General features: G+C 71.0%; 20 protein-coding genes. 13 read left to right on the top strand and 7 right to left on the bottom strand.

Translation table 11 applies throughout. From position 1 onward, the window contains the following. Position 1 precedes the first annotated feature (1 nt). Positions 2–868, top strand: coding sequence for an aldo/keto reductase (locus tag ACGFW5_RS08190; protein ID WP_393833350.1), 867 nt, complete (start codon positions 2–4; stop codon positions 866–868). A 9-nt stretch (positions 869–877) separates the two neighbouring features. Here ACGFW5_RS08190 and ACGFW5_RS08195 read toward each other — a convergent pair whose 3' ends face one another. Then, complete coding sequence (locus tag ACGFW5_RS08195; RefSeq protein ID WP_393833351.1) at positions 878–2,548, bottom strand: MFS transporter; 1,671 nt, start codon at positions 2,546–2,548, stop codon at positions 878–880. A gap of 150 nt (positions 2,549–2,698) precedes the next feature. Between ACGFW5_RS08195 and ACGFW5_RS08200 the strand changes: the two genes are divergently transcribed. Next, complete coding sequence (locus ACGFW5_RS08200; RefSeq protein WP_393833352.1) at positions 2,699–3,346, top strand: TetR/AcrR family transcriptional regulator; 648 nt, start codon at positions 2,699–2,701, stop codon at positions 3,344–3,346. 193 nt (positions 3,347–3,539) lie between these two features. Here the strand turns inward: ACGFW5_RS08200 and ACGFW5_RS08205 are convergent, their stop codons facing one another. Then, on the bottom strand, positions 3,540–4,223 hold the full coding sequence (locus ACGFW5_RS08205) for an alpha/beta fold hydrolase (protein WP_393833353.1): 684 nt from the start codon (positions 4,221–4,223) through the stop codon (positions 3,540–3,542). Between the two features lie 199 nt (positions 4,224–4,422). On the opposite strand from ACGFW5_RS08205, the gene ACGFW5_RS08210 reads away from it, so the two are divergent. From ACGFW5_RS08210 to ACGFW5_RS08225, 4 genes are all read left to right on the top strand, one after another. After that, positions 4,423–4,875, top strand: a complete 453-nt coding sequence (locus ACGFW5_RS08210; protein WP_393833354.1) for a phospholipase — start codon at positions 4,423–4,425, stop codon at positions 4,873–4,875. A 356-nt stretch (positions 4,876–5,231) separates the two neighbouring features. Beyond that, complete coding sequence (locus ACGFW5_RS08215; protein ID WP_393833355.1) at positions 5,232–5,774, top strand: UTRA domain-containing protein; 543 nt, start codon at positions 5,232–5,234, stop codon at positions 5,772–5,774. Then, positions 5,771–6,559, top strand: coding sequence for a GntR family transcriptional regulator (locus ACGFW5_RS08220; protein WP_393833356.1), 789 nt, complete (start codon positions 5,771–5,773; stop codon positions 6,557–6,559). Before ACGFW5_RS08215 ends, ACGFW5_RS08220 begins: the two co-directional genes overlap by 4 nt. A gap of 64 nt (positions 6,560–6,623) precedes the next feature. Then, positions 6,624–7,337, top strand: a complete 714-nt coding sequence (locus ACGFW5_RS08225) for a hypothetical protein (protein ID WP_393833357.1) — start codon at positions 6,624–6,626, stop codon at positions 7,335–7,337. On the opposite strand, the gene ACGFW5_RS08230 is transcribed toward ACGFW5_RS08225, so the two are convergent. Then, positions 7,330–8,682, bottom strand: coding sequence for a cation:dicarboxylate symporter family transporter (locus tag ACGFW5_RS08230; RefSeq protein WP_393833406.1), 1,353 nt, complete (start codon positions 8,680–8,682; stop codon positions 7,330–7,332). The two genes, ACGFW5_RS08225 and ACGFW5_RS08230, sit on opposite strands and share 8 nt — an antisense overlap. A 157-nt stretch (positions 8,683–8,839) precedes the next feature. Here ACGFW5_RS08230 and ACGFW5_RS08235 point away from each other — a divergent pair, with 157 nt between their 5' ends. From ACGFW5_RS08235 to ACGFW5_RS08245, 3 genes are all read left to right on the top strand, one after another. After that, entirely contained in the window at positions 8,840–10,438 is a 1,599-nt protein-coding gene (locus tag ACGFW5_RS08235; RefSeq protein WP_393833358.1) for an ATP-binding protein, read from the top strand. After that, the gene (locus ACGFW5_RS08240; protein WP_393833359.1) at positions 10,435–11,121 is read left to right on the top strand and encodes a response regulator; all 687 of its coding nucleotides are present in this window, start codon (positions 10,435–10,437) and stop codon (positions 11,119–11,121) included. The genes ACGFW5_RS08235 and ACGFW5_RS08240 overlap by 4 nt, the downstream gene beginning before the upstream one ends. A gap of 261 nt (positions 11,122–11,382) precedes the next feature. Beyond that, positions 11,383–12,057, top strand: a complete 675-nt coding sequence (locus ACGFW5_RS08245; protein ID WP_393833360.1) for a helix-turn-helix domain-containing protein — start codon at positions 11,383–11,385, stop codon at positions 12,055–12,057. A 95-nt stretch (positions 12,058–12,152) separates the two neighbouring features. Here the strand turns inward: ACGFW5_RS08245 and ACGFW5_RS08250 are convergent, their stop codons facing one another. Beyond that, a complete protein-coding gene (locus ACGFW5_RS08250; protein WP_393833361.1) occupies positions 12,153–13,178 on the bottom strand; it encodes an ATP-dependent 6-phosphofructokinase in 1,026 nt (341 codons plus the stop codon). Between the two features lie 267 nt (positions 13,179–13,445). Here ACGFW5_RS08250 and pta point away from each other — a divergent pair, with 267 nt between their 5' ends. From pta to ACGFW5_RS08270, 4 genes are all read left to right on the top strand, one after another. Then, the gene (gene pta, locus ACGFW5_RS08255) at positions 13,446–15,533 is read left to right on the top strand and encodes a phosphate acetyltransferase (RefSeq protein WP_393833362.1); all 2,088 of its coding nucleotides are present in this window, start codon (positions 13,446–13,448) and stop codon (positions 15,531–15,533) included. Next, entirely contained in the window at positions 15,530–16,759 is a 1,230-nt protein-coding gene (locus tag ACGFW5_RS08260) for an acetate kinase (protein WP_393833363.1), read from the top strand. The genes pta and ACGFW5_RS08260 overlap by 4 nt, the downstream gene beginning before the upstream one ends. Positions 16,760–16,873: 114 nt before the next feature. Then, positions 16,874–18,304 (top strand): pyruvate kinase, encoded by a 1,431-nt coding sequence (gene pyk, locus ACGFW5_RS08265; protein ID WP_393833364.1) that lies wholly within the window; start codon positions 16,874–16,876, stop codon positions 18,302–18,304. Positions 18,305–18,767: 463 nt separating this feature from the next. Next, the gene (locus ACGFW5_RS08270; RefSeq protein WP_393833365.1) at positions 18,768–19,997 is read left to right on the top strand and encodes a D-alanyl-D-alanine carboxypeptidase family protein; all 1,230 of its coding nucleotides are present in this window, start codon (positions 18,768–18,770) and stop codon (positions 19,995–19,997) included. Between the two features lie 197 nt (positions 19,998–20,194). Here the strand turns inward: ACGFW5_RS08270 and ACGFW5_RS08275 are convergent, their stop codons facing one another. The 3 genes from ACGFW5_RS08275 to ACGFW5_RS08285 form a co-directional block, all read right to left on the bottom strand. Continuing rightward, positions 20,195–21,559 carry a hypothetical protein gene (locus ACGFW5_RS08275; protein ID WP_393833366.1) on the bottom strand — a complete coding sequence of 455 codons (1,365 nt, stop codon included), beginning with the start codon at positions 21,557–21,559 and terminating at the stop codon, positions 20,195–20,197. Next, positions 21,549–22,067: a DUF6114 domain-containing protein gene (locus ACGFW5_RS08280; protein ID WP_393833367.1), complete on the bottom strand. Its 519-nt coding sequence runs from the start codon at positions 22,065–22,067 to the stop codon at positions 21,549–21,551. The genes ACGFW5_RS08275 and ACGFW5_RS08280 overlap by 11 nt, the downstream gene beginning before the upstream one ends. Before the next feature lie 111 nt (positions 22,068–22,178). Beyond that, entirely contained in the window at positions 22,179–22,862 is a 684-nt protein-coding gene (locus ACGFW5_RS08285; RefSeq protein ID WP_393833368.1) for a DUF6230 family protein, read from the bottom strand. Between the last annotated feature and the right edge of the window lie 457 nt (positions 22,863–23,319).

A 23,319-nucleotide genomic window follows, 5' to 3' on the forward strand; every position in this document is an offset into this window, starting at 1 on the left:
CATGCAGTACCGCACGCTTGGGCCCTTCGAGGTCGGCGCGATCGGGTACGGAGCGATGCCCCTGTCGATCGAGGGACACCCGGACGAGGCCCGGGCGCTCGCCACCGTGCACGCCGCGCTCGACGCGGGGATCACGCTGATCGACACCGCGGACTCCTACTACGCGCCGGGGGGCGAGCCCGGCCACAACGAGCTCCTGGTCGCCCGCGCCCTGGCCTGCTACGGCGGCGCGACCGATCATGTCCTGGTCGCCACCAAGGGCGGCCGGGGGCGCACCGACGACGGGGGCTGGACGGTGAACGGCGACCCCGGTCATCTGCGACGGGCCGCCGAAGCCTCCTTGAAGCGGCTCGGCGTCGAAGCGATCGGCCTCTACCAGCTGCACAAGCCCGACCCCGAGGTGCCGTTCGCCGACTCGGTCGGCGTGCTGCGGGAGCTGGCCGATGAGGGGAAGGTCCGTGTGGTGGGGCTCTCCAACGCGGACACCGGTCAGATCCACGAGGCGCGGCGCATTCTGGGCGACCGTCTCGTCTCCGTACAGAACCGCTATTCGCCGGCCGTCCTCGACAGCGAGCCCGAGCTGCGGCTCTGCGAGGAGCTGGGCCTCGCATTTTTGCCGTGGAGCCCGCTGGGCGGGATCTCGCGCAGTGCGCTCGACGGGCCGGGCGCCCCCGCGCCCGAGACCGCGTTCCATGCCGTGGCGAAGGAGCGCGGAGTGAGCCCGCAACAGGTGGTTCTCGCCTGGATGCTGAGCCGGTCACGCGCCCTGCTGCCGATCCCGGGCGCCAGCCGCCCCGCGTCGGTACGCGACTCGGCGGGTGCGGCCGATCTCGTACTGAGCGGGGCGGAGCTGGCACTGCTGCCGTGAGGCGCGGGGTCAGACGGGCAGGCTCTCCCGCTCGGCGGCGGGCTGGGCGGCCTGCTCGTCGCCGTTGCCCCGGCGCGGCAGGAGCACGGCCACCAGGACCGTGCCGACCCCCAGGATCACCGCGCCGATGAGGCTGGTGCGGGCGACCGCGTCGGCGAAGGCGGAGCCCACCGCGTGGCTCATCTGCTGGGCGCCCGCGGCGAGTTGTTCGGCCTGGGCCTTCAGCTGGGCGGCCTGCTGGGGACTGCTCGCGTGCAGCGCCTGGGCGCCGAGCTGCTTGGCCTGGTCGCCGATGCCCTGGGCCACCGCGTATCCGGCGCCGACGGAGTCCTGGGCGGTGGCGAGCGCGGACGCGGGCAGCTTCGTACCGGCGGTCGCGTCGGCGAGGTGCGAGGAGTACGACTTGGCGAGCACCGAGCCGAGGATGGCGATGCCGAGCGAGCCGCCGAGTTCGAGCGAGGTGTCGTTGACGGCGCCGCCGACGCCGAGCTCGGCCTCGGGGAAGGAGCCCATGATCGCGTCGGTGCAGGGCGACAGGGCGAGCCCGATGGCGACACCCAGGATGATCAGCGGGGCGAGGAAGTCGCCGTACCCGGAGCCCGAGTCGACCCGGGTGAGCAGCGCGAGCGCGACGGTTCCGGCGACCATGCCGGCGGTGACCGTGATCTTCATGCCGAGCCGCGGCGTCAGGATGCCGGTGAGCGCGGAGCCCACGAAGACGGCGCCGGCCAGCGGCAGCATGCGGATGCCGGTCTCGAGCGGGGTGTAGCCGAGCACGAACTGGAGGTGCTGGGTGAGGTAGTAGAACGCGCCGAACACCGCGAGGAAGAACAGCGCGACGGCGAGCAGCGAGCCCGAGAACATGCGGTGGGCGAAGCGGCGCACGTTCAGGACGGGCCGCGGGTGGCGCAGTTCCCACACCACGAAGGCCACGAATCCGATGGCGGCGACGACGGCGGCGCCGATCGCCTTGGCGTCCCAGCCGAAGTGCGGGCCCTGAATGATCATGTAGACGAGCGCGCCGACGGAGACGACCGAGAGCAGCCCGCCGACGTAGTCGATGCGGTCGTGGTGGGCGGCCCTGGACGGCGGTACGAGGACGAACGCGCCGACGACCGCGAGCAGCGCGATCGGCACGTTGATGAGGAACGTCGAGGCCCAGCCGTGGTCCTCCAGGAGAGCGCCCGCGACCAACGGGCCCGCCGCGATGGCGATTCCGGCGGTGGCGGTCCACAGCAGGATCGCCTTGGCGCGCTCGCCGCGCGGGAACGTGGAGGCGAGCAGCGACAGGGTCGCGGGCATGATCAGCGCGGCGCCGACACCCATGACGGCACGCGAGGCTATGACGCCCGTCGAGCTGTCGACGAGGGAGCCGGCCACCGAGGCGCCGGCGAAGACGAGCAGACCGAGCACGAGCGCGCCGCGCCGGCTGTACTTGTCGCCGATCGCGCCGAGCAGCAGCATCAGGGCGGCGTACGGGACGGTGTAGCCGTCGATGACCCACTGGAGGTCGGAGCTGCTGAGCCCGAGGTCCTTGGTCATGTCGGGGGCGGCCACGGTGAGGGCGGTGTTCGCCATCACGATGATCAGCAGGCTGAGGCAGAGCACGAGCAGCGCCCACCAGCGCCGCTTGTACGGCGCCTCCATCTTCTCGACGGGCTCCTTGATGACGAGACCCACGGTGTCTCACCCTTCCTGTGCTGCCTTGCTTCGGTCCCCTTCCCCGAGGACCCGGCTTTCTGCCGGTCCCGCCGAGGAAGATCTACTTGCACATCACTGTGCAATTACACACTGCTGTGCAATTTACGCCGCTGCACGGCGCTGTGCAAAATGGAGGCTGTGACTGCTACCCCTGCCGCCCCCCTCGGGGGCCGCGCCGACGCGAACCGCCGCCGCATCATGGAGGTGGCCTTCGCCGAGCTGGTCCGCGACCCGGATGCCTCGATGGACCAGATCGCCCGGTCGGCGGGCGTCGTACGGCGCACGGTGTACGGGCACTTCCCGAGCCGGGACGCGCTGATCGCGGCGCTGGTGGACGAGGCGGCGGAGACCGTCGCCGAGGCGCACCGCGAGGGGCGCGAGGGTGTGGCCGATCCGGCCGAGGCGCTGGCGCGCGCCACGCTCGCGGTCTGGGAGATCGCCGACCGCTACCGGCTCCTGGTCGCCCTGGCCCAGCGCAGCGTCACCATGGCGAGCCTGAAGCAGCGCCTCGCCCCGGTCCGCAAGGAGTGCGTGGACCTGCTCCAACTCGGCCTGAGCCAGGGCGTGTTCGTGTCCCCCCTGCCACCGGCGGCCCTCGCCTATGTGCACGAGCAGTCCCTGTTCGGCCTCATGGAGGCGGTCAACGAGGGAGCCCTGCCCGCATCGGAGGCCGGCCCCGCCGCGGCGACGACCCTCCTGCTCTCGGCGGGGGTCCCGTCGCAGCGCACGACCGAGGTGGTGGCGGCGGCACTGACCCGGCAACCGCCGCACGCGTGAGGTCGAGCGCGGCGGTCCGGCGGTCGCCGCCGCAGGGGTGAAGGTCGAGCGCGGCGGTCCGGCGGTCGCCGCCGCAGGGGTGAAGGTCGAGCGCGGCGGTCTCGGCGGCCGTCGCCGCACGCGTGAGGCCCCCAGGCCGCCGCACGCCTGAGGTCGGGGCACGGCGGTCCTGTGGCAGGAGCCCCCGCCCTCGCTAGGCTTCGGCGGCCTCCGCCAGGACGCGGGCGAGGTCGCGGGGGCGGGTGATCATCGGCCAGTGGCCCGAGTCGAGGTCCACGTACGCGACATGGGCGGCGCGGGCGAGGTCGGGGCTCTCGCCCTCGGCGATCCGCTCCTTGGCCTGCGCGGCGCTGAACTCCGGGCAGACCAGCACCACGGGGACCTGGAGCCGACGCTCGTCGCGCAGGCGCACGATTCCCCTGCTGACCCCCTCGGGCATGGGGACGGCGGCCGACGCGAACCGCTCTCGCGCCTCCTGGTCCAGGTCGGCGGCGTCCGCCCCCTCGAACGGGGCCCAGCCCGGGAAGGGCATTACGCCGCCTTCGACGTCGAAGAAATCGGCGTAGGCCCGCCCGTCGGGGGCCGGGAATCCGCCGACCAGGACCGCCTTGGCCACCTTGTCGGGTCGCGCGTCGGCGGCCATCCAGGCCAGGCTCGCCGCGGCGGAGTGCCCGACCACCAGGCTCTCGCCGGGCATCGCGTCGAGGGCCGCGAGCACGGCCGCCACCTGGTCGTCGAGGGTCGCGGATGTGTCGCCGTCGCCCTGGCCCGGCAGCGCGAGCGGTACGGGACGGTGGCCGAGCGCGGTCAGTTCGGGCACGACCTCGTCCCAGGCGGACGCGTCGAGCCACAGGCCGGCGATGAGCAGGATGTCCACGGTGGTCCCCCCGGAGGCAGAAGTTGGAGCACGCTGCTGGGCACGCTAGCGGGAGGCTGTGACAACGGGCCCACGGCCGCGAGATGTACGAGACCGGGGCCCGGGCGGCGTGTCCCTTGAGCAAAGCTGTAGCGCACCGACAGCCCGTGGGGCCAGAGTGACGTCACGTCAACTACTGCTCCCCTCACGGAGGTTCAGGATGCGCCGTCGTACGGCCCTGAGCATGACCGCGACCACCGCTCTCACCCTGGCCGCACTGGCCACCGGCCCCGCCCAGGCCGCGCCCGCCGACAAGGCCCAGGTACTCGCCTCGTTCACCCAGACCGGCGCGACCAGCTCCACGGCGTGGCAGGCCGCCCACAACGACCAGTCCCGCTGGTCCGCGTACGGATTCGACTGGTCGACCGACTACTGCTCGAAGTCCCCCGACAACCCCTTCGGCTTCCCCTTCAAACTCTCCTGCGCCCGCCACGACTTCGGCTACCGCAACTACAAGGCGGCCGGCCAGTTCCCCGCCAACAAGCCCCGCCTGGACAGCGCCCTGTACGCCGACCTCAAGCGCGTGTGCGGCGCGTACAGCAGCGCGAAGAAGGCGTCGTGCGACGCGACGGCGTGGACGTACTACGAGGCGGTGAAGGCCCTGGGCAAGTAACCGGGGCCGGCCCCTCGCGGCGCCCGCGGTGACCGATCAACGGGCCGGAGCACGCGACCACTTCGGCCGCCATGCGGAGCTGCACGGCCTCCATCCGGTCGGCCACGCGCGCGACGTAGCCGTGCCCGTCGGTGCTCAGGTAGCACGGCTTCCCGTCGGACCCCGCCCAGGGAAGCAGTCTCGCGGTCATTGCCACAGGACCCTCCTCGCCGTCATCGGACATCCAGTCCGGGTCAAGCGGGGACATGACGCACCACCACCTCTACTAGCAGCAAGGTTGAGCCACGGCATGACCGTCCGTGTCGCTTACGGTGGGCAGCGGACCGTCACTGGTGGGTCAGCCGTGGGAGGACGTCTTGGGCGCCGAGGAGTGGGTCAGCAGCTCGATGCCGTATCTGGCTCCGCGCAGCCAGTCCGCAGCCGATTCCTGGGCGGCCGAAGCCGCGGCCCGGGGCGGCGCGGGGCGTCAGCGCATCGTGCACGCCGGGGAGGTGGCCGCTCCTTCGGAGGTCTCGAACGCCTTCGGTGGGCGCGATGGGATGCAGGTCGTGGTGCGGCGCAGGGTGATGTACCTCGATGAGCGTCCTTGCGAACTGACCGACACCTACTATCCCTTGGAGATCGCGCGCGGCACGGGTCTCGCCTCCACCGCCAAGGTCCGCGGCGGCGCGGTGCGTCTCCTGGCCGAGCTCGGCCACGTCGGCGTCCGCGTTCGCGAGGACGTGATCGCTGCGTTGCCGGACGAGGAGGCCCGGGAAACCCTCCGGCTCGCCCCCGGCGAACCCGTCCTGCGGATCGTCCGCACCACCATGGACGCGGACGACCGGGCCATCCAGGTCGACATGATGACGATGCCCGCCGCGCTTCAGCGCCTCCGCTACGAGATCAGGATCGGATGACCGTGGCCGCCGCCGAACCCGATGCCCATGACTCGCGCTCACTCCATGAGCGGATCGCGGCAGACCTGCGTGACGAGATCATGAGCGGCGACCTGCCGCCCGGTGGTTCCCTGCCCTCGACCGTGCGGCTCAAGGAGCGCTTCGGTGCGTCGAGTGCGACCGTGCAGAAGGCGCTGCAACTCCTCAAGGGCGAAGGGCTCGTCGTGGGGCGCGCCGGAGCGGCCGTCACCGTACGGGCCCATCGCCAGCGGACGATCCGGCCCGCGCCCTCCCTGGTCACGGCCCGACCTGGAGAGCCGTACCCCTGGCTGACCGAAGCCGCTGCGCACGGCACGCGGGCTGCTTACGCCTTGCTGGAGGTTGCCGAAGTGGTGCCGCCCTCGGATGTGCGCGCTGCTCTGGGCCTCCCCGATGACGCAACGGCGTTGTTGCGCCGCCAGTTGCTCAGCATCGACGACGACCCCGCCGAACTGGTCGCCTCCTACTACCCGTTGGAGATCGCGGCGGGCACCGCGCTGGCCGAGCGGCGCCGGATCAGAGGCGGTACTCCGACCCTGCTCGCCGCCCTCGGGCACCCGCCCCGCCTGAGCGTCGACCGGGTCTCGGCACGCGTCCCGACGCAAGAGCAGTCCCGGGCCCTGCGACTGCCGGGCAATCTGCCGGTGCTCCGCACCCTGCGCGTCGTGTACAGCGACGGCGAGCGCCCTGTCGAAGTCAGCGTCCTGGTCAAGGCGGGGCACTTGTACGAGGTCCGGTACGAGTACCCGGCCGGTCCCGGCGGCTGACCCGGCCGGTCCCGGCGGGTGAGCCGGGTCGCTGCCCGGGGGGTGGGCGCGGGAGCATGGGGGCGTGACGCACGTACCGGAGGTACCGCAGCCCGAGTCCGATCCCGGGGCCGGCCGGCCCGTGCCTGCCTGGTTGCGGGTGACCCAGGGGGAGACCCGGTGGGCGTCCACGCTTGCCGTGCTCGTCGCGGTCGCGTTGCAGTGGATGCTGCCCGCGCGGCTGACCCTGCGTCCGGGGTGGCTGCTGCCCGGGCTCGAAGTCGCGCTCATGGCTGCCCTGATCGCGGCCAACCCCGTCCGCATCGAGCGGCCCGCGCGTCTGTACCGGCCGGCCGGGCTCGTTCTGATCGCGTGCATCAGCGCGGCCAACGGGTGGTCGGCGGTGCGGCTGGTCGTCGGGCTCGTACGGGGCCAGGAGGGCGCCGATGCCGCCGCCCTCCTCATGACGGGCGGCGGCATCTGGCTCACCAACGTGATCGTCTTCGCGCTCTGGTACTGGGAGTGGGACAGGGGCGGCCCGCTTGCCCGGATGCGGGCGGACCGGGTGTACCCCGATTTCCTCTTCCCGCAGATGCAGAGCCCCGAACTGGCCCCGCCCCACTGGGAGCCGGCCTTCCCCGACTATCTGTACCTGTCGTTCACCAACGCCACCGCTTTCAGCCCGACAGACGTGATGCCCCTGAACCGGTGGGCGAAGATGCTGATGATGCTCCAGTCCGCCGTGTCGCTGCTCACCGTCGTGCTGGTCGTGGCACGCGCCGTCAATATCCTCAAGTAGTCGCGGGCGCGGGCGTCTTGTTCTCCTCGCGTGGCTCGGGCACCTCCGGCTCCCCCGCCGTCAGCATCCGCTCGTCGAACGGGAGCCGGCCCGCCAGGACCTCCGCGACCCGGGGCTTGTCGATCTCCTTCGTCCAGGTGCCGACGAGCACACAGGCGACCGCGTTGCCCGCGAAGTTGGTCAGCGCCCGCGCCTCGCTCATGAAGCGGTCGATGCCGACGATCAGGCCGACACCGTCGACCAGTTCGGGGCGGTGGGACTGGAGGCCGCCCGCCAGGGTGGCCAGGCCCGCGCCCGTGACACCCGCCGCACCCTTCGAGGCGATGATCATGAAGAGGAGCAGCGAGATCTGCTCGCTCGCGCCCAGCGGCTTGCCCATGGCGTTCGCGATGAACAGCGAGGACATCGTCAGATAGATCGCGGTGCCGTCCAGGTTGAACGAGTAGCCCGTCGGCACCGTGATGCCGGCGACCGAACGGCTCACCCCCAGATGCTCCATCTTCGCGATCAGCCGCGGCAGCGCCGACTCCGACGAGGACGTGGAGAGGATCAGCAGGAACTCCCTGGCCAGGTACTTCAGGAGGCTGAAGATGTTGACACCGGTCAGCAGCTTGAGGATCGCGCCGAGTACGACGAAGACGAACAGGGCGCAGGTGATGTAGAAGCCGATCATGATGACGGCGAGGGCCTTGAGGGCGTCCACGCCGGTCTCGCCCACCACGCCCGCGATCGCGCCGAACGCGCCGATGGGCGCCACCCACATCACCATCGCCAGGATGCGGAAGACGAGGCGCTGGATGTGTTCGACGCCGCGCAGCACCGGCTGTCCCGCCGAGCCGAGCGCCTGGAGGGCGAAGCCGGTGAGCAGCGCGATCAGAAGGGTCTGGAGGACCTGGCCCTCGGTGAAGGCGGACACCATCGTCTTCGGGATGATCCCGAGCAGGAAGTCCGCCGTCGACTCGCTCGCACCCGCGGCCTGCTTCGCGCCGGCGTGCCGTGCGGCCTCCGTCAAATGGAGGCCGGAGCCCGGCTCCAGGACGTTGCCGACCAGGAGGCCGATGGCGAGCGCCACCGTCGACATGACCAGGAAGTAGCCGAGTGCGAGACCGCCCACCGCGCCGACCTTGGCTGCCTTGCGCACCGAGCCGACGCCGAGCACGATCGTGCAGAAGATGATGGGCGAGATCATCATCTTGATCAGGTTCACGAAGCCGGTGCCGATCGGCTTCAGCTGGACGGCGACCCCCGGCGCCGCGAAGCCCACGACGATGCCGAGCACCACCGCGCCGATCACGGCCAGGTAGAGATAGTGGGTGCGCTCCCGGCGCGCCGGCGGCTCTGCCACGGGGTCCACGGGGTTCTCCTTCGTTGCGGCTCAGGTACGGCTGGCGGCCATGTCCCGACGGCCGATGCAGCGATCTCCGCGACTATCCAGCACCCTGTGACGCCGGTCACCCTTACGTGCATTTCGTTCATACAGATCCAGCCAGCACACTGAGCGGATGCGTCTCCCCGGACCCCGCTCCCTCGCCGGCCAGCTCTTCGCCATGCAAGTGGTCCTGGTCGCCGCGATCGTCGCCGGGTGCGCGCTCTTCTCGTACATCACCGACCGCGACCAGGCCGAGGAGACCGCGCGGCGCCAGGCGATCGCGACCGCGACCTCCGTGGCCGCCTCGCCCGCCGTGATCGCGGCCGCCCGCACCGAGGACCCCACGGCGGCTCTTCAGCCGTACGCGGAGACGCTGCGCACGACGACCGGCGTCGACTTCGTCGTGGTGATGGCGCCGGACGGCACCCGCTGGACGCACCCGGTGCCGGGCGAGATCGGCAAGGCGTATCTGGGCGACACCGCCCCCGCGCTGCGCGGGCGGACGTTCGCGGAGACGCACATGGGGGTGCTCGGCCCGTCCGTGCGTGTCGTGGCTCCGGTGCGCGACCCCGATGATCATGGCCGGATCACTGCGCTCGTCAGCGCGGGCATCACCATCGACCGGATCAGCGAGCAGGTGCACAAGCAGCTGGCCGCGCTCGCCGCCATGGCCACGGGCGCGCTCGCGCTCGGCGGCCTCGGCACCTACGTGATCAACGCGCGGCTGCGCCGGCACACCCACGGCATGAACGCCGCCGAGCTGAGCCGCATGCACGACTACCACCAGGCCACCCTGCACGCCGTGCGCGAAGGCCTCCTGATGCTCGACGGGCAGCGGCGCATCGCGCTCATCAACGACGGCGGGCGCGAACTGCTCGGGCTCGGCGAGGACGCGGTGGGCCGCCCGGTGGCGGAGCTCGGCCTGCCCGCCGCGCTCGCCGGGGCGCTGCTCGCCGCCGGGCCGAGGGCGGACGAGGCGCACATGACGGCCGACCGGATCGTGGTCCTCAACAGCCGCCCGGTCTCCTCCGGAGGGCAGCACGGCACCGTGGTCACCCTGCGCGACCACACCGAACTCCAGGCGCTTTCCGGTGAGTTGGACTCCGAGCGCGGGTTCACCCAGGCATTGCGGGCGCAGGCCCACGAGGCCGCGAACCGGCTGCACACGGTGGTGTCGCTCATCGAGCTCGGCCGCGTACAGGAGGCCGTCGAGTTCGCGACCGCCGAGCTGGAGCTCGCCCAGGCGCTCACCGACCAGGTGGTCACGGCGGTCGGCGAACCGGTGCTCGCCGCGCTGCTGCTCGGCAAGGCCGCGCAGGCCAACGAGCACGGTGTGGAGCTGGTCCTGACCGAGGGCAGCGCGATCGGCGACGGCCTCCTGCCCGGCACGCTGCCCGCCCGCGACCTGGTCACCGTCCTCGGCAACCTCCTCGACAACGCGGTGGACGCGGCGCAGGGCAGTGCGGCCGCCGAGGTCGCCGTCACCCTGGCCACCGAGGACGGCCACCTGGTGGTGCGGGTCGCGGACAGCGGGCCCGGCATCGATCCGGCCGCGGCCGAGGCGGTGTTCGAGCGGGGCTGGTCGACGAAGAGCCCGGGCCGGGGCCTGGGCCTCGCGCTGGTCCGGCTGACCGCCGCACGGCACGGCGGCACCATCGTGCTGGACCGCAGCTCCAGCGGCGGCGCCGAGTTCACCGTACGGCTGCCCCTGGACCAGGAAGGACGCGCATGATCAGAGTGCTGGTCGTCGAGGACGACCCCGTGGCCGCCGAGGCGCACCGCCTCTATGTCGGCCGGGTGCCGGGCTTCACCGCGGTGGGGGTCGCGCATGCGCGGGCCGAGGCGCTGCGCGTTCTGGAGCGCACCGAGGTGGACCTGCTGCTGCTCGATCTGTATCTGCCGGACGGGCACGGGCTCCAGCTCGTACGGTCCCTGCGGGCGGCCGGGCACAGCGCCGACGTGGTGGCGGTGACCTCGGCGCGGGATCTGACGATGGTGCGCGAGGGCGTCTCGCTCGGGGTGGTGCAGTACGTCCTGAAGCCGTTCACCTTCGCGACGCTGCGCGACCGGCTCGTGCGGTACGCCGAGTTCCGGGCGGCGGCCGGGGAGGCGAGCGGGCAGGAGGAGGTCGACCGGGCGCTCGCCGCGCTGCGCGCCCCGCAGCCCTCCGCACTCCCCAAGGGGCTGAGCGCGCCCACCCTTCAGGCGGTCACGCGTACGTTGCGCGCGGCGCCGCAGGGCGTGACGGCCGCCGAGGCCGGCCTCGCGGTGGGCATCTCGCGGATCACCGCACGCCGGTATCTGGAGCACCTGGTCACCGCGGGCCGCGCCGAACGCACCCCGCAGTACGGTCAGATCGGCCGCCCGGAGTTGCAGTACCGCTGGCTCAACTCGGCGCGCGGGCACGGGGGTTGACGCGAGTACCGATCCCGCACGGCCGCAGGTGCGGGGTGGCGCGGGAGTCCCGTGCCTGCGCCGCGGGACGGGCCCGGAACGCCGGCATGTCCGTGCCCCCGTGGAGGTTTCGCGCGGGCCACGACGGTGAAGGGTCTCCGGCACGAGCACACGCTTACCGAACCCTTAGGCAACCCGGAGGGCACTAAAACCGTACTTTCCTCCAATTCACGTTCTTTGGTGGAACACACCGTAGGCAGATGTCACTTACCGTCCTACGGTGTGCGCGTGCACCCCACCCCTCCCTTCAACGCCCTCGCGGCCCGCCGACTGCGCGAAGCCCTCGGCATGGCCCCCGGCCATGTCGCGTACGGCATGCGCGCCCAGTACGGCCTCCAGGTGTCACCGGACACCGTGATGGCGTGGGAGCGGGGGCTCGCGGCGCCCGAGGCGCGGGAGCTGACCGCACTCGCGGGGGTCCTGTGGTGCTCCCCCGGCGATCTCATGGCGGCCGCCTCGACCCTGCGCGAGCACCGGCTCGCGCGCGGCCTCGCCCTGGAGGACATGGCCCGCCGGGTCGGGCTCGACGCCGGGGCCTACCGGCGCATGGAGGACGCGGGACGCTGGCGCGGCAACGAGCGCCAGTCGGCGGCACTGGCCGACCTGCTGCACCTTCCGCTGCGCGACTACGTGACGGCCACCGGTCAGAACGCGGACCTCTCGGAGCTCCTTCGCAGCGCGGTGACCACGCGCTGGCAGGCGTACGTCAAGCCCACGGCGAAGCTGCTCCCGCTGTCCAAGCAGCAGCTGGAGGGCGTCCTCGACCAGTTGCACACCGAGTACCAGTCGCACATGGTCGCCACGCTCAACTGGAGCGCGGACGCCGACACGGGGGACGCGGGACGGGACTTCCTCGACCGCATCGTGGACCGCTTCTGGGAGCTGACCCACAGCTAGGGGGTGTCTGGTGGATCATGGCCGGGGGTGCGTCACCCACCGGCCGGCCGGTCCCCCGCGCTCCTCGCAGAGGGACCTCCGGCCCTCTGTCCGGCTCAGAAAACCGATTCGGCCTCGTACATGCGGTTGTCGGGGACCGTCTTGAGAGTGGTGACCGCGTGCGCGAGCGGAACCATCACGATGTCCGTGCCGCGCAGCGCCGTCATGTTGCCGAACTCGCCGCGGTGCACCGCCTCCACCGCGTGCCAGCCGAACCGGGTCGCGAGCACCCGGTCGTAGGCGGTCGGCACGCCGCCGCGCTGGACGTGGCCGAGGATGACCGGGCGGGCCTCCTTGCCCAGGCGCCGCTCCAGCTCGACGGCGAGCCGGTTGCCGATGCCGGCGAAGCGCTCGTGGCCGTACTGGTCGATGGCGCCCTTCTCGTACGGCATGGAGCCCTCGGCGGGGTGCGCGCCCTCGGCGACGCAGATGACGGCGAACTTCTTGCCGCGCGAGAAACGCTCCTCGACCATCTTGACCAGGTCGTCGACCTGGAAGGGCCGCTCGGGCAGGCAGATGCCGTGGGCGCCGCCGGCCATGCCGGACTCCAGGGCGATCCAGCCGGCGTGCCGGCCCATGACCTCGACGACCATGACGCGCTGGTGGGATTCGGCGGTGGTCTTGAGGCGGTCGATGGCCTCGGTCGCCACACCCACGGCGGTGTCGAAGCCGAAGGTGCGGTCGGTGGCGGAGATGTCGTTGTCGATGGTCTTCGGCACGCCGACGACCGGCATCCCCGCGTCGGCCAGCATGCGGGCCGCGGTGAGCGTGCCCTCGCCGCCGATCGGGATGAGCGCGTCGATGCCGTGGCGCCTCGCCAACTCGGCGCAGTTCTCGGCGGCTTCGCGCAGCCGGTCGCGCTCCAGGCGGGCGGAGCCGAGGATGGTGCCGCCGCGCGCGAGGATCCCGCTCACCGCGTTGAGGTCGAGCGGGCGGAAGTGACCGTCGAGCAGGCCCTTGAACCCGTCCTCGAATCCGATGACTTCGTCGCCGTGGCCGGCCACGGCGCGGTGCACGACCGACCGGATCACCGCGTTCAGGCCGGGACAGTCGCCGCCTGCCGTGAGTACTCCGATGCGCATCGTGCTCGATCTCCTGCTTCGCCGGTCCTGGGACGTCACGCCCGTATCCCCCGTAACGTGAGCAATTCAGATTGTCCCACGCACCCTGGGCCGCCCGCCCACCCGGCTACTCCCACCATGATGGGCGAGGGGCCTTCGCCCCCTCCCTCCGGGCCTTTCGTCCGGCGGGCGTCCTATCCATCCGCAGAGGTATTGTCAAGAGGGCAATGCTGTCCCTATAGGACCTATTAGGGACAATTTCCTGCGACGCAGAACAGGAGAGCACGCGTGACGCGCAGCGTGTACGTGACCGGGACCGACCGGGGAGACGGCCGTCAGGTCATCGAGCTGGGAGTCATGGAGCTCCTGACCCGCCAAGTGGACCGAGTGGGTGTTTTCCGCCCCCTGGTGCACGACGGACCGGACCGTCTCTTCGATCTTCTGCGCGCCCGCTACCGGCTGAGCCAGGACCCGGCCACGGTGTACGGGATGGACTATCAGGAGGCCTCGGCCCTCCAGGCCGAGCAGGGTACCGACGAACTGGTCTCGCGGCTCGTCGAGCGTTTCCACCGGGTGGCCCGCGACTACGAGGCCGTCGTGGTCCTCGGCACGGACTTCGCCGACACCCAGCTCCCCGACGAGCTGGCGCTCAACGCGCGGCTCGCCAACGAGTTCGGCGCGTCGGTGATACCGGTGGTCGGCGGCAGGGGCCAGACCACCGAGTCCGTCCGGGCCGAGGCGCGCAACGCGCACCGCGCCTACGACGGGCTCGGCTGTGACGTGCTGGCCATGGTGGTCAACCGGGTCGCCCCGGCCGACCGGCACGAGATCGAGGAGCGGCTTGGGGCCCGGCTCCCGGTGCCCTGCTACGTCCTGCCGGACGAGCCGGCGCTCTCGGCGCCCACCGTCGCCCAGATCACCGCGGCCCTGGGCGGCACGGTGCTGCTCGGCGACGACTCCGGGCTCGCGCGGGACGCCCTCGACTTCGTCTTCGGCGGCGCCATGCTGCCGAACTTCCTGAACGCGCTGACCCCGGGCTGCCTGGTCGTGACCCCCGGCGACCGCGCCGACCTGGTCGTCGGCTCGCTCGCCGCGCACAGCGCCGGCACGCCGCCGATCGCGGGCGTGCTGCTCACGCTCGACGAGCGTCCGGGGCAGGAGATCCTGACCCTCGCCGACCGGCTCGCGCCGGGCACCCCGGTGGTCGCGGTCAGCCACGGCTCCTTCCCCACGGCGCAGGAACTCTTCGCCCTGGAAGGCAAGTTGGAAGCGGCGACGCCCCGCAAGGCGGAGACCGCGATCGGTCTCTTCGAGCGGCACGTGGACACCGCCGACCTGCTGCGCCGCATCTCGGTGGCCCGCAGCGGCCGGGTCACCCCCATGATGTTCGAGCACGACCTCCTGGAGCAGGCGCGCGCCAAGCGCCGCCGGGTCGTGCTGCCCGAGGGCACCGAGGAGCGGGTGCTGCGCGCGGCCGACGTCCTGCTGCGCCGCGACGTGTGCGAGCTGACGCTGCTCGGCGATGTGGAGGCGATCCGCAAGAAGGCCGCCGACCTCGGCATCGACGTCACCAAGTGCCAGATCATCGACCCGGCCACCTCCGAGCTGCGCCCGCGCTTCGCCGAGCGCTACGCCCAGCTGCGCGCCCACAAGGGCGTCACCGTGGAGCTGGCGCACGACGTGGTCGCGGACGTGAACTACTTCGGCACGCTGATGGTCCAGGAGGGCCTGGCCGACGGCATGGTCTCCGGCTCGGTGCACTCCACCGCCGCCACCATCCGCCCCGCCTTCGAGATCATCAAGACCAAGCCGGAAGCCTCGATCGTCTCGTCGGTCTTCTTCATGTGTCTGGCCGACAAGGTCCTCGTGTACGGGGACTGCGCGGTCAACCCGGATCCGAACGCGGAACAACTCGCGGACATCGCCGTCCAGGCGGCCGCCACCGCCCAGCGGTTCGGCGTGGAGCCGAGGATCGCGATGCTGTCGTACTCCACGGGCACCTCGGGCTCGGGCGCCGACGTCGACAAGGTGCGTGAGGCCACCAAGCGGGTGCGCGAGGCCCGCCCCGATCTGAAGATCGAGGGCCCGATCCAGTACGACGCGGCCGTGGAGCCCTCGGTCGCCGCGACCAAGCTGCCGGAGTCGGACGTGGCCGGGCAGGCCAGCGTGCTGATCTTCCCGGACCTCAACACCGGCAACAACACCTACAAGGCCGTGCAGCGCTCGGCCGGCGCCGTGGCCGTGGGCCCGGTGCTCCAGGGGCTGCGCAAGCCGGTCAACGACCTCTCGCGCGGCGCCCTCGTCCAGGACATCGTCAACACCGTCGCCATCACGGCCATCCAGGCCCAGGCGCAGGAGCAGGAGGCCTCCGCATGACCACCGCCGGCCAGGGAACCCGTGTCCTCGTCCTCAACTCCGGGTCCTCCTCGGTGAAGTACCAGCTCCTCGACATGCGGGACGCCTCGCGTCTCGCCGTCGGCCTGGTGGAGCGGATCGGTGAGGAGACCTCCCGGCTCAAGCACACCCCACTGGCCACCGGCGGGGCCGCCCGCGAGCAGAACGGCCCGATCGCCGACCACGCGGCCGCGCTCAAGGCCGTGGCGGCGGAACTGGCGGTGGACGGACTCGGCCTCGACTCCCCGGAGTTGGCGGCGATCGGCCACCGGGTGGTGCACGGCGGGCTCAAGTTCAGCGCGCCGACCGTGATCACCGACGAGGTGATGGCGGAGATCGAGCGCCTGGTTCCGGTCGCCCCGCTGCACAACCCGGCGAACATCACGGGCATCCGTACCGCACAGGCGCTGCGCCCCGATCTGCCGCAGGTCGCCGTGTTCGACACGGCGTTCCACACCACGATGCCGGAGTCCGCTGCCCGGTACGCGATCGACGTCGAGACGGCCGACGCGCACCGCATCCGCCGGTACGGCTTCCACGGCACCTCGCACGCGTATGTGTCGCGCGAGACGGCGAAGCTGCTGGGCAAGGCGCCCGAGGACGTCAACGTGATCGTGCTGCACCTGGGCAACGGGGCGTCCGCATCGGCGGTGCGCGGTGGCCGGTGCGTCGACACCTCGATGGGACTCACCCCGCTTGAGGGCCTGGTCATGGGGACGCGGTCCGGCGACATCGACCCGGCGGTGACCTTCCACCTCAACAGGGTCGCCGGCATGTCGGTGGACGAGATCGACGTGCTCCTGAACAAGAAGAGCGGCCTGGTGGGGCTGTGCGGCGACAACGACATGCGGGAGATCCGCAGGCGCTGCGACGAGGGCGACGAGCGGGCGCAGCTCGCCTTCGACATCTACATCCACCGTCTGAAGAAGTACATAGGCGGCTATTACGCCGTGCTCGGCAAGGTCGACGCGATCGCGTTCACGGCGGGGGTCGGCGAGAACGCCGCCCCGGTGCGGGAGGCCGCGATCGCCGGTCTTGAGGAGCTGGGCCTGGCGGTCGACGGCGAGCTCAACGCCGTACGGTCCGACCGTCCGAGGCTGATCTCCCCGGAGTACGCCCGGGTCGCGGTGGCGGCGGTGCCGACGGACGAGGAGCTGGAAATCGCCCAGCAGACGTATGCGCTGGTGCGAGCAGGGCAGCAGTTCTGAATTCCGTACCGGATTTCCGGTTTGCCTGGACGACACCTGAGCGTCGCCCCGCCCATTTGTACATTCCACCAGACGGAATATTCCGCAGCGAAACAAACCGATAGGATCCGCCTTATGCGCCGTTCCAAAATCGTCTGCACACTGGGCCCCGCCGTCGACTCTCATGAGCAGCTTGTCGCTCTGATCGAGGCCGGCATGAGCGTGGCCCGCTTCAACTTCAGCCACGGCACCCAGGCCGAGCACCAGGCCCGTTACGACCGGGTCCGCAAGGCCGCCGAGGAGACGGGCCGCGCGGTGGGCGTGCTCGCCGACCTCCAGGGCCCGAAGATCCGGCTGGCGAAATTCGCCGAAGGGCCGGTGGAATTGGTCCGTGGCGACGAGTTCACGATCACCGCGGAGGATGTTCCGGGCGACAAGTCGATCTGCGGCACCACCTACAAGGGGCTGCCGGGCGACGTCGTCAAGGGCGACCCCATTCTGATCAACGACGGCAACGTCGAACTCAAGGTCATCTCGATCGACGGCCCCCGGGTGAAGACCATCGTCATCGAGGGCGGTGTCATCTCCGACCACAAGGGCATCAACCTGCCCGGCGCGGCGGTCAACGTCCCGGCGCTGTCCGAGAAGGACATCGAGGACCTGCGGTTCGCGCTGCGGATGGGCTGCGACCTGGTCGCCCTCTCCTTCGTGCGCGACGCCGACGACGTCAAGGACGTCCACAAGGTCATGGACGAGGTCGGCCGCCGCGTGCCGGTCATCGCCAAGGTGGAGAAGCCGCAGGCCGTCGCCAACATGGAGGGCGTCGTCGCCGCCTTCGACGGTGTGATGGTGGCCCGTGGCGACCTCGCGGTGGAGTACCCCCTGGAGAAGGTCCCGATGGTGCAGAAGCGCCTCGTGGAGCTCTGCCGCCGCAACGCCAAGCCGGTGATCGTCGCGACCCAGATGATGGAGTCGATGATCACCAACTCGCGGCCGACGCGCGCTGAGGCGTCCGACGTCGCCAACGCGATCCTGGACGGCGCGGACGCGGTCATGCTCTCCGCCGAGTCCTCGGTGGGCGCCTACCCCATCGAGACGGTCAAGACGATGTCGAAGATCGTCGAGGCGGCCGAGGAGGAGCTTCTTTCCAAGGGCCTCCAGCCGCTGGTCCCGGGCAAGAAGCCGCGTACGCAGGGCGGTTCGGTGGCCCGCGCCGCCTGCGAGATCGCGGACTTCCTCAACGGCAAGGCGCTGGTCGCCTTCACCAAGTCCGGCGACACCGCGCGGCGCCTGTCCCGCTACCGCACGTGCCAGCCGATCCTCGCGTTCACCACGGACGCGGGCACCCGCAACCAGCTCGCGCTGAGCTGGGGCGTCGAGACGCACGTCGTGCCGCACGTGGACTCCACCGACGCGATGGTCGACCTGGTCGACGCGGAGCTCCTGAAGCTCAAGCGCTACAACAAGGGCGACACGATGGTGATCACGGCCGGCTCGCCTCCCGGCGTCCCCGGCACCACCAACATGGTCCGGGTGCACCACCTCGGCGGCTCCGAGCAGGAGTAGCCGCGGCCCCACCCCCTTGGAGGGCGGCATCCCGATTCCTTACGGGTGCCGCCCTCCTGTGCGATTTGCGGATGGGTTCCGGTTTCGGGGGGGGGCCGGTTTCGGGGGGGGGCCGGGTGCTGTCTTCGGGCCGTGGTCGCTTCTCGCGCAGTTCCTCGCGCCCCTGACTACCTCCGGAGGGGTTCCAGGTGCTGTGTCTGCGGGCCGTGGTCGCTTCTTGCGCAGTTCCCCGCGCCCCTCAACCCGCTCTCGGCTGCGGGCCGTGGTCGCTTCTTGCGTAGTTCCTCGCGGCCCTGACTGCTCGTCGCCGGGCGGCGTTCAGGTCCAACGGGGTCTGGGGCGGAGCCCCGGTGGGGTGGCGGTGGACGGGATGGGGCGGCAGCCCGTTCCATGAACACGGCGTGGCGAATTCCACGGGCGGACGGCTCCGCTCCGCCGTGGCTCCTGAGGTACGTTCACGTCCATGCGTCTCCCCATATCGCCGCAGGTCCGGCGCGCACTGGTGGCCCTCACCACCACCGTGGTCACCGCGGGCACGGCCGCCGGCCCGGCTCTGGCGAGCAGCCTCCCGCTGAGTCCGCCCGCATCGGCGAAGCCGGGGGCGCCGGGCGGCGAGGCCAAGAAGGAGCCGCCCGCGGCCATGTCGCAGGCGGGCGGCGCCCAGTTGGGCAAGCCCGGCGATCAACTCGGCGCGGGCGCACCGGCGTTGCCGCCCAGCCTCTCCGCCCTCTCCTGGGTGGTCGCGGACGCGGACACCGGCCGGGTGCTCGGCGCGAGGAACGCACACTGGCCGCTCCCGCCGGCCAGCACCCTGAAGATGCTCTTCGCCGACACCGTGCTGCCCGTGGTCCCGCACGACGCGAGCCGCAAGGTGAGCGACGACGACCTCAAGGGCATGGGCGACGGCAGCAGCGCGGTCGGTATCGTGCCCGGCCAGACCTATCAGGCGCCGGACCTGTGGCGCGGGGTGTTCCTGCGCTCGGGCAACGACGCGGTGCATGTGCTCGCGGCGATGAACGGCGGCGTCGACAAGACGGTCGGCGACATGCAGAAGAAGGCCGACGGCCTCGGCGCCAAGGACACCCATGTGCTGAGCCCGGACGGCTATGACGCACCCGGCCAGGTGTCCTCCGCGTACGACCTGGCGCTGTTCCTGCGGGCGGGTCTGAAGAACAAGGACTTCACGGAGTACTGCGGGACGGCGTCGGCCGACTTCCCCGGCGGCCCCAACACCAAGGGCAAGCCGTTCGGGATCTCCAACACCAACCGCCTGCTGTCCGGCATCGACGGGGTCGCCAAGTATCCCGGCCTCATCGGCGGCAAGAACGGCTACACCACGAACGCGGGCAACACCCTGGCCGAGGCCGCCAAGCGCGACGGCCACACCATCCTGGTGACGGTGATGAACCCCCAGGAGAACAAGCGCGACAAGGTGTACACCGAGATGCGCCAGCTTCTGGACTGGGGCTTCTCGGCGACCGGCATGACCCAGCCGATCGGCACCCTCGACCCGCTCGCACCGAAGCCGGCCACCGGCTACCAGGCCGCCCCTCCGGCCGGCTCCGCGGACTCCGGGATCGGCGCGCTCGGCTGGACCGGCATCGGCGCGGCGGTGGTCGTGGCGGGCGGGGCGGGCGTCCTGGTCCTGAGCCGGCGCAAGCGGAACGGGTCTCCGACCGACGCGGTGCGCTGAACCGGGCTTACGGTCACGGGAGTTCCCGTCATCCAGTCGCTGCCCCGAGTGTCGGTGCGGGCACGGTCGTCCGGGCCGGTGTGGTCGAGTATGCGGAACTCGGCGAGTAGCTGAGGGCCGGTGCAGATTCACACGAAGTGAGCCGTGACCCCCTCTTTGGGAAGTGGGGTCACGGCTCAACGTCAGCTTGCTTCGCGCTACGTCGTCGGGTTGCCCTCGGTGACGTAGTTGTGCAGGCCGGGGACCTTCAGGGTGCCGCCGAACTGGCCGGCTTGGCGGATCGTCACGTTGGTGAAGAACACGATCGGGATGTTCAGCGGGGGCGGGGTCTCCGGGCTGAAGGTGATCGGGACGATGCCGAGGAGGTTGCCCTTCAGCTCCTCCGTGTACATCGTCACCGTGCCGTTGGTGATCGTCGAGGTCGAACCCGAGCGCGCCACCACGTGGGCCGTGGTGGGCTTGCCGTTCACCTCGGGCCCGTACACCTGCTGATCCAGGTTGTCGATGTCGATTGACGAGGCCGTGAACTTGAGGACCTTCTTGGTCGTGTCTCCCGCCCTGACCTCGACGATGCCCTCGTAGTTGAGGCCCTTGAGCGTGAGCATCGAACTCTTGAGGATCCACGGCTGGCTCGGCAGCACCGGGACGCCGCTGTCCAGCTTCGCCGCCGCGAGCGCCTTCGGGTCGGCGGTCGGGCACGGGAAGCGGGGCTTGGCGCCGTCGGGGATGGCGGTGTCCGCCTTCGGGTCCAACCCCTTGACCGAGTCCGGGAGTTCGGTGACCTTCTGGCCGGCCGCGTCGGCCGCCTTCTTGATCGCCTCGGCCGTCTTGTCGAGCGTCGTGTCGCCGGTCTTGGCGGCGGGCGTGCTCGGCTTGACCGACTTCGCCGCCGGCTTGGTCGAAGGCTGCGTCGAGGGCTTCGACGCGGCCGTGCCGGCCGTCGGCTTCGGTGCGGCCGGCGTCGACGCGCTCGGCGTGGGCGTCGGAGTCGGCGTGTCGTGGATGCCGAAGAGGCCCTTGAGCGCGTCACCCAGGCCCAGCGGGTCCAGCGGGTTGGGCTTCTTGGCGGGCGGCGGCGTCGCGGACTGGCCGGCGGGCGCCTGTGCCGTGGACGGTGTGTCCGAGGGCTGGGCCGCGGGCTTCAGGAGCTTGTCGACGGCGTCCCCGGCCGGACCGGAGGCGGTGGGCGTGGGCGTCTTCGTGTCCGGCGTCGCCTTGTCGTCCGACTTCTTCTCGGCCGACTTGGACGCCGACGGGCTCGGCGACGCCTTGCCCGACGCGCTGCTGGACGGGCTCGGGGAGGCCGAGGGGCTGTCCGACTGGGTCACGCAGGGGCCCGGAGCGAACGGGATGTCCGTCCTCTCGTCGGCCATCGCCAGCTTGGGCGTGAGGGTCATTCCGACCAGTACGGCCGTGGGCATGGCGGCCAGAGCCATCGCCTTGCCCGCGGGCATGTGCCACTTGGTCAGCAGTGACTTCCTCGGAGCCGCGTGACGCGGCCCCTTTCTTTCCCGCGGGTCGCCGCCTCCGGTCGAGTCCAGCTGCGTCTCGTCACCCCGCACTGTTCCTCCCGCCGTTGGCGTCAACTGTCGTTTCGGTGGCGGCGGTTGCCGGCTCCGGCGCACCTTCGGGCGAGGGCTCGCCGTCCGCGTATTCCGTCTGCTTGTCCCCTCGCCGCGGCTTGGCCGGCACCCAGGCACAGGCCAGCGCGCCACCGAACAGGGAGAGCAGGAAGCCGATGACGAAGCCGCCGATGTTCGCGATGGGGATGGAGATCAGCGCCAGGAGGATCGACGCGACTCCGGCGAACATCCGCACCACACTGTGGAACCACATGGTCAGGCCGAGCGTTATCAGCAGAACGCCGATGATGAGCGAGCCCGCGCCGGCCGTGGTCGACATGGCGAGCGTGACGTTCCCGAGGTGCATGTTGGCGTACGGGAAGTACATGATGGGTACGCCACCGGCGAGGGTGAAGAGCCCGGCCCAGAAGGGCCTGCGGCCCCTCCACGCCCGGAAACGCAGTCGCCAGTATCGGAAGTCGCGGGAACCCGTGGTCTCGGCGCTCATGGAAAACAGCTCCCTGGTACCGCAATTGCTGTGAGGTGTAGAAGAAGGTCCCGGTGACCGACAGGTCCTGGAGAACGCCCGTCGGTCACCGGTCGAGGGCCTAGTCGGTGACTAGTTGCCTTCCTTGGGAAGCTCGCACTCGTGCTTGCCGGTGCTCAGCCTGAGACTGAGCCCAGGAAGCTCGAACCGTCCCGCCGTGGTCGCCCACGCTCGCTGCGAGACCTTATTGAGCGTCGCGGTGTCGGCACGCTGCGCGAAGCCGCCCGGCATGCCGCCGGGCTGCCCGTTGGCACCGGGCTGGATCTTCGTCTGGCCGGGGTGCTCCTTGCTGCCGGTCTTGCCCTCGCCCGCCGCTACGCCGATGTCGATGTTTTCGAACGTCGCGTCGGTGTCCAGCTGGGAGACATCGAGGTAGAGGTCCTTCGCCGAGACTTGCCGACCGTCCTGCCCAGCGTTCAGCGTCATCGTGACGTCACCGATGATCGGCACGTGCTGCACGACCGACTGGCACATGTTGGTGATGGTGGCATCAGAGAACCCGGAGACGACAACGGGATGCGGCGCATCGTCGTTGCCCTCCATGGTCTTACCGGTCGCCACGCTCCCGTACTGCAGGAGGTTGTGCCCGACAAGCTGCGTCGCCGTCACCTTGAAGTCGACACCCGACACACTGAACGACGCCGCAAGCGCGCCCTGCGCAAGGCCGACGCCTATCGCGGCCGTGGCGGCCACGCTCGGCACCATGACCAGAGCGAACCGCTTCCATCTGGTCCCGCCACGTACTTGGGACTCCATGACTTTCCTCCTTCTCGGACGTACATCTCCGGGACGGACCCTCAAGGGCTGTCACGGGATGGGAGAAGTGCTACGTCCTCGGGAAGGGGAACGCGCGGGAGGTCGATCGCGTACGACTCGCGCACCTCGTCCGACACCGGCGATCACCCCCGAGCGACAACCACTGGCCACGCATTCGCGCAACCTCTGGACAGGCCCTGCGGGAAGCAGAGACCCCCCTGTCCACGGCCGGTGCCACTGTCACCGGCCGGCTCGGTGGGGACCCAAGTCAGCGGCCGCGCCGAGTGGCTGTCGGGCTGGTGCGTTATTGGACCGAGCGTGGCCGATCGTGGTCCATTCCGGGCCGAGGCACAAGGGGGGTCGTTACTAGCCAGTAACGGCCTGATAACCGAGGTGCGACCGGTCGGCATCGGGCGGGCACGCAGGGTGCCGCAGAGTGGCCCGACAGAAGGGGAAA

Source organism: Streptomyces sp. NPDC048416 (genome assembly GCF_043200435.1).
In the GTDB taxonomy this organism is placed as follows: Bacteria; Actinomycetota; Actinomycetes; order Streptomycetales; family Streptomycetaceae; genus Streptomyces.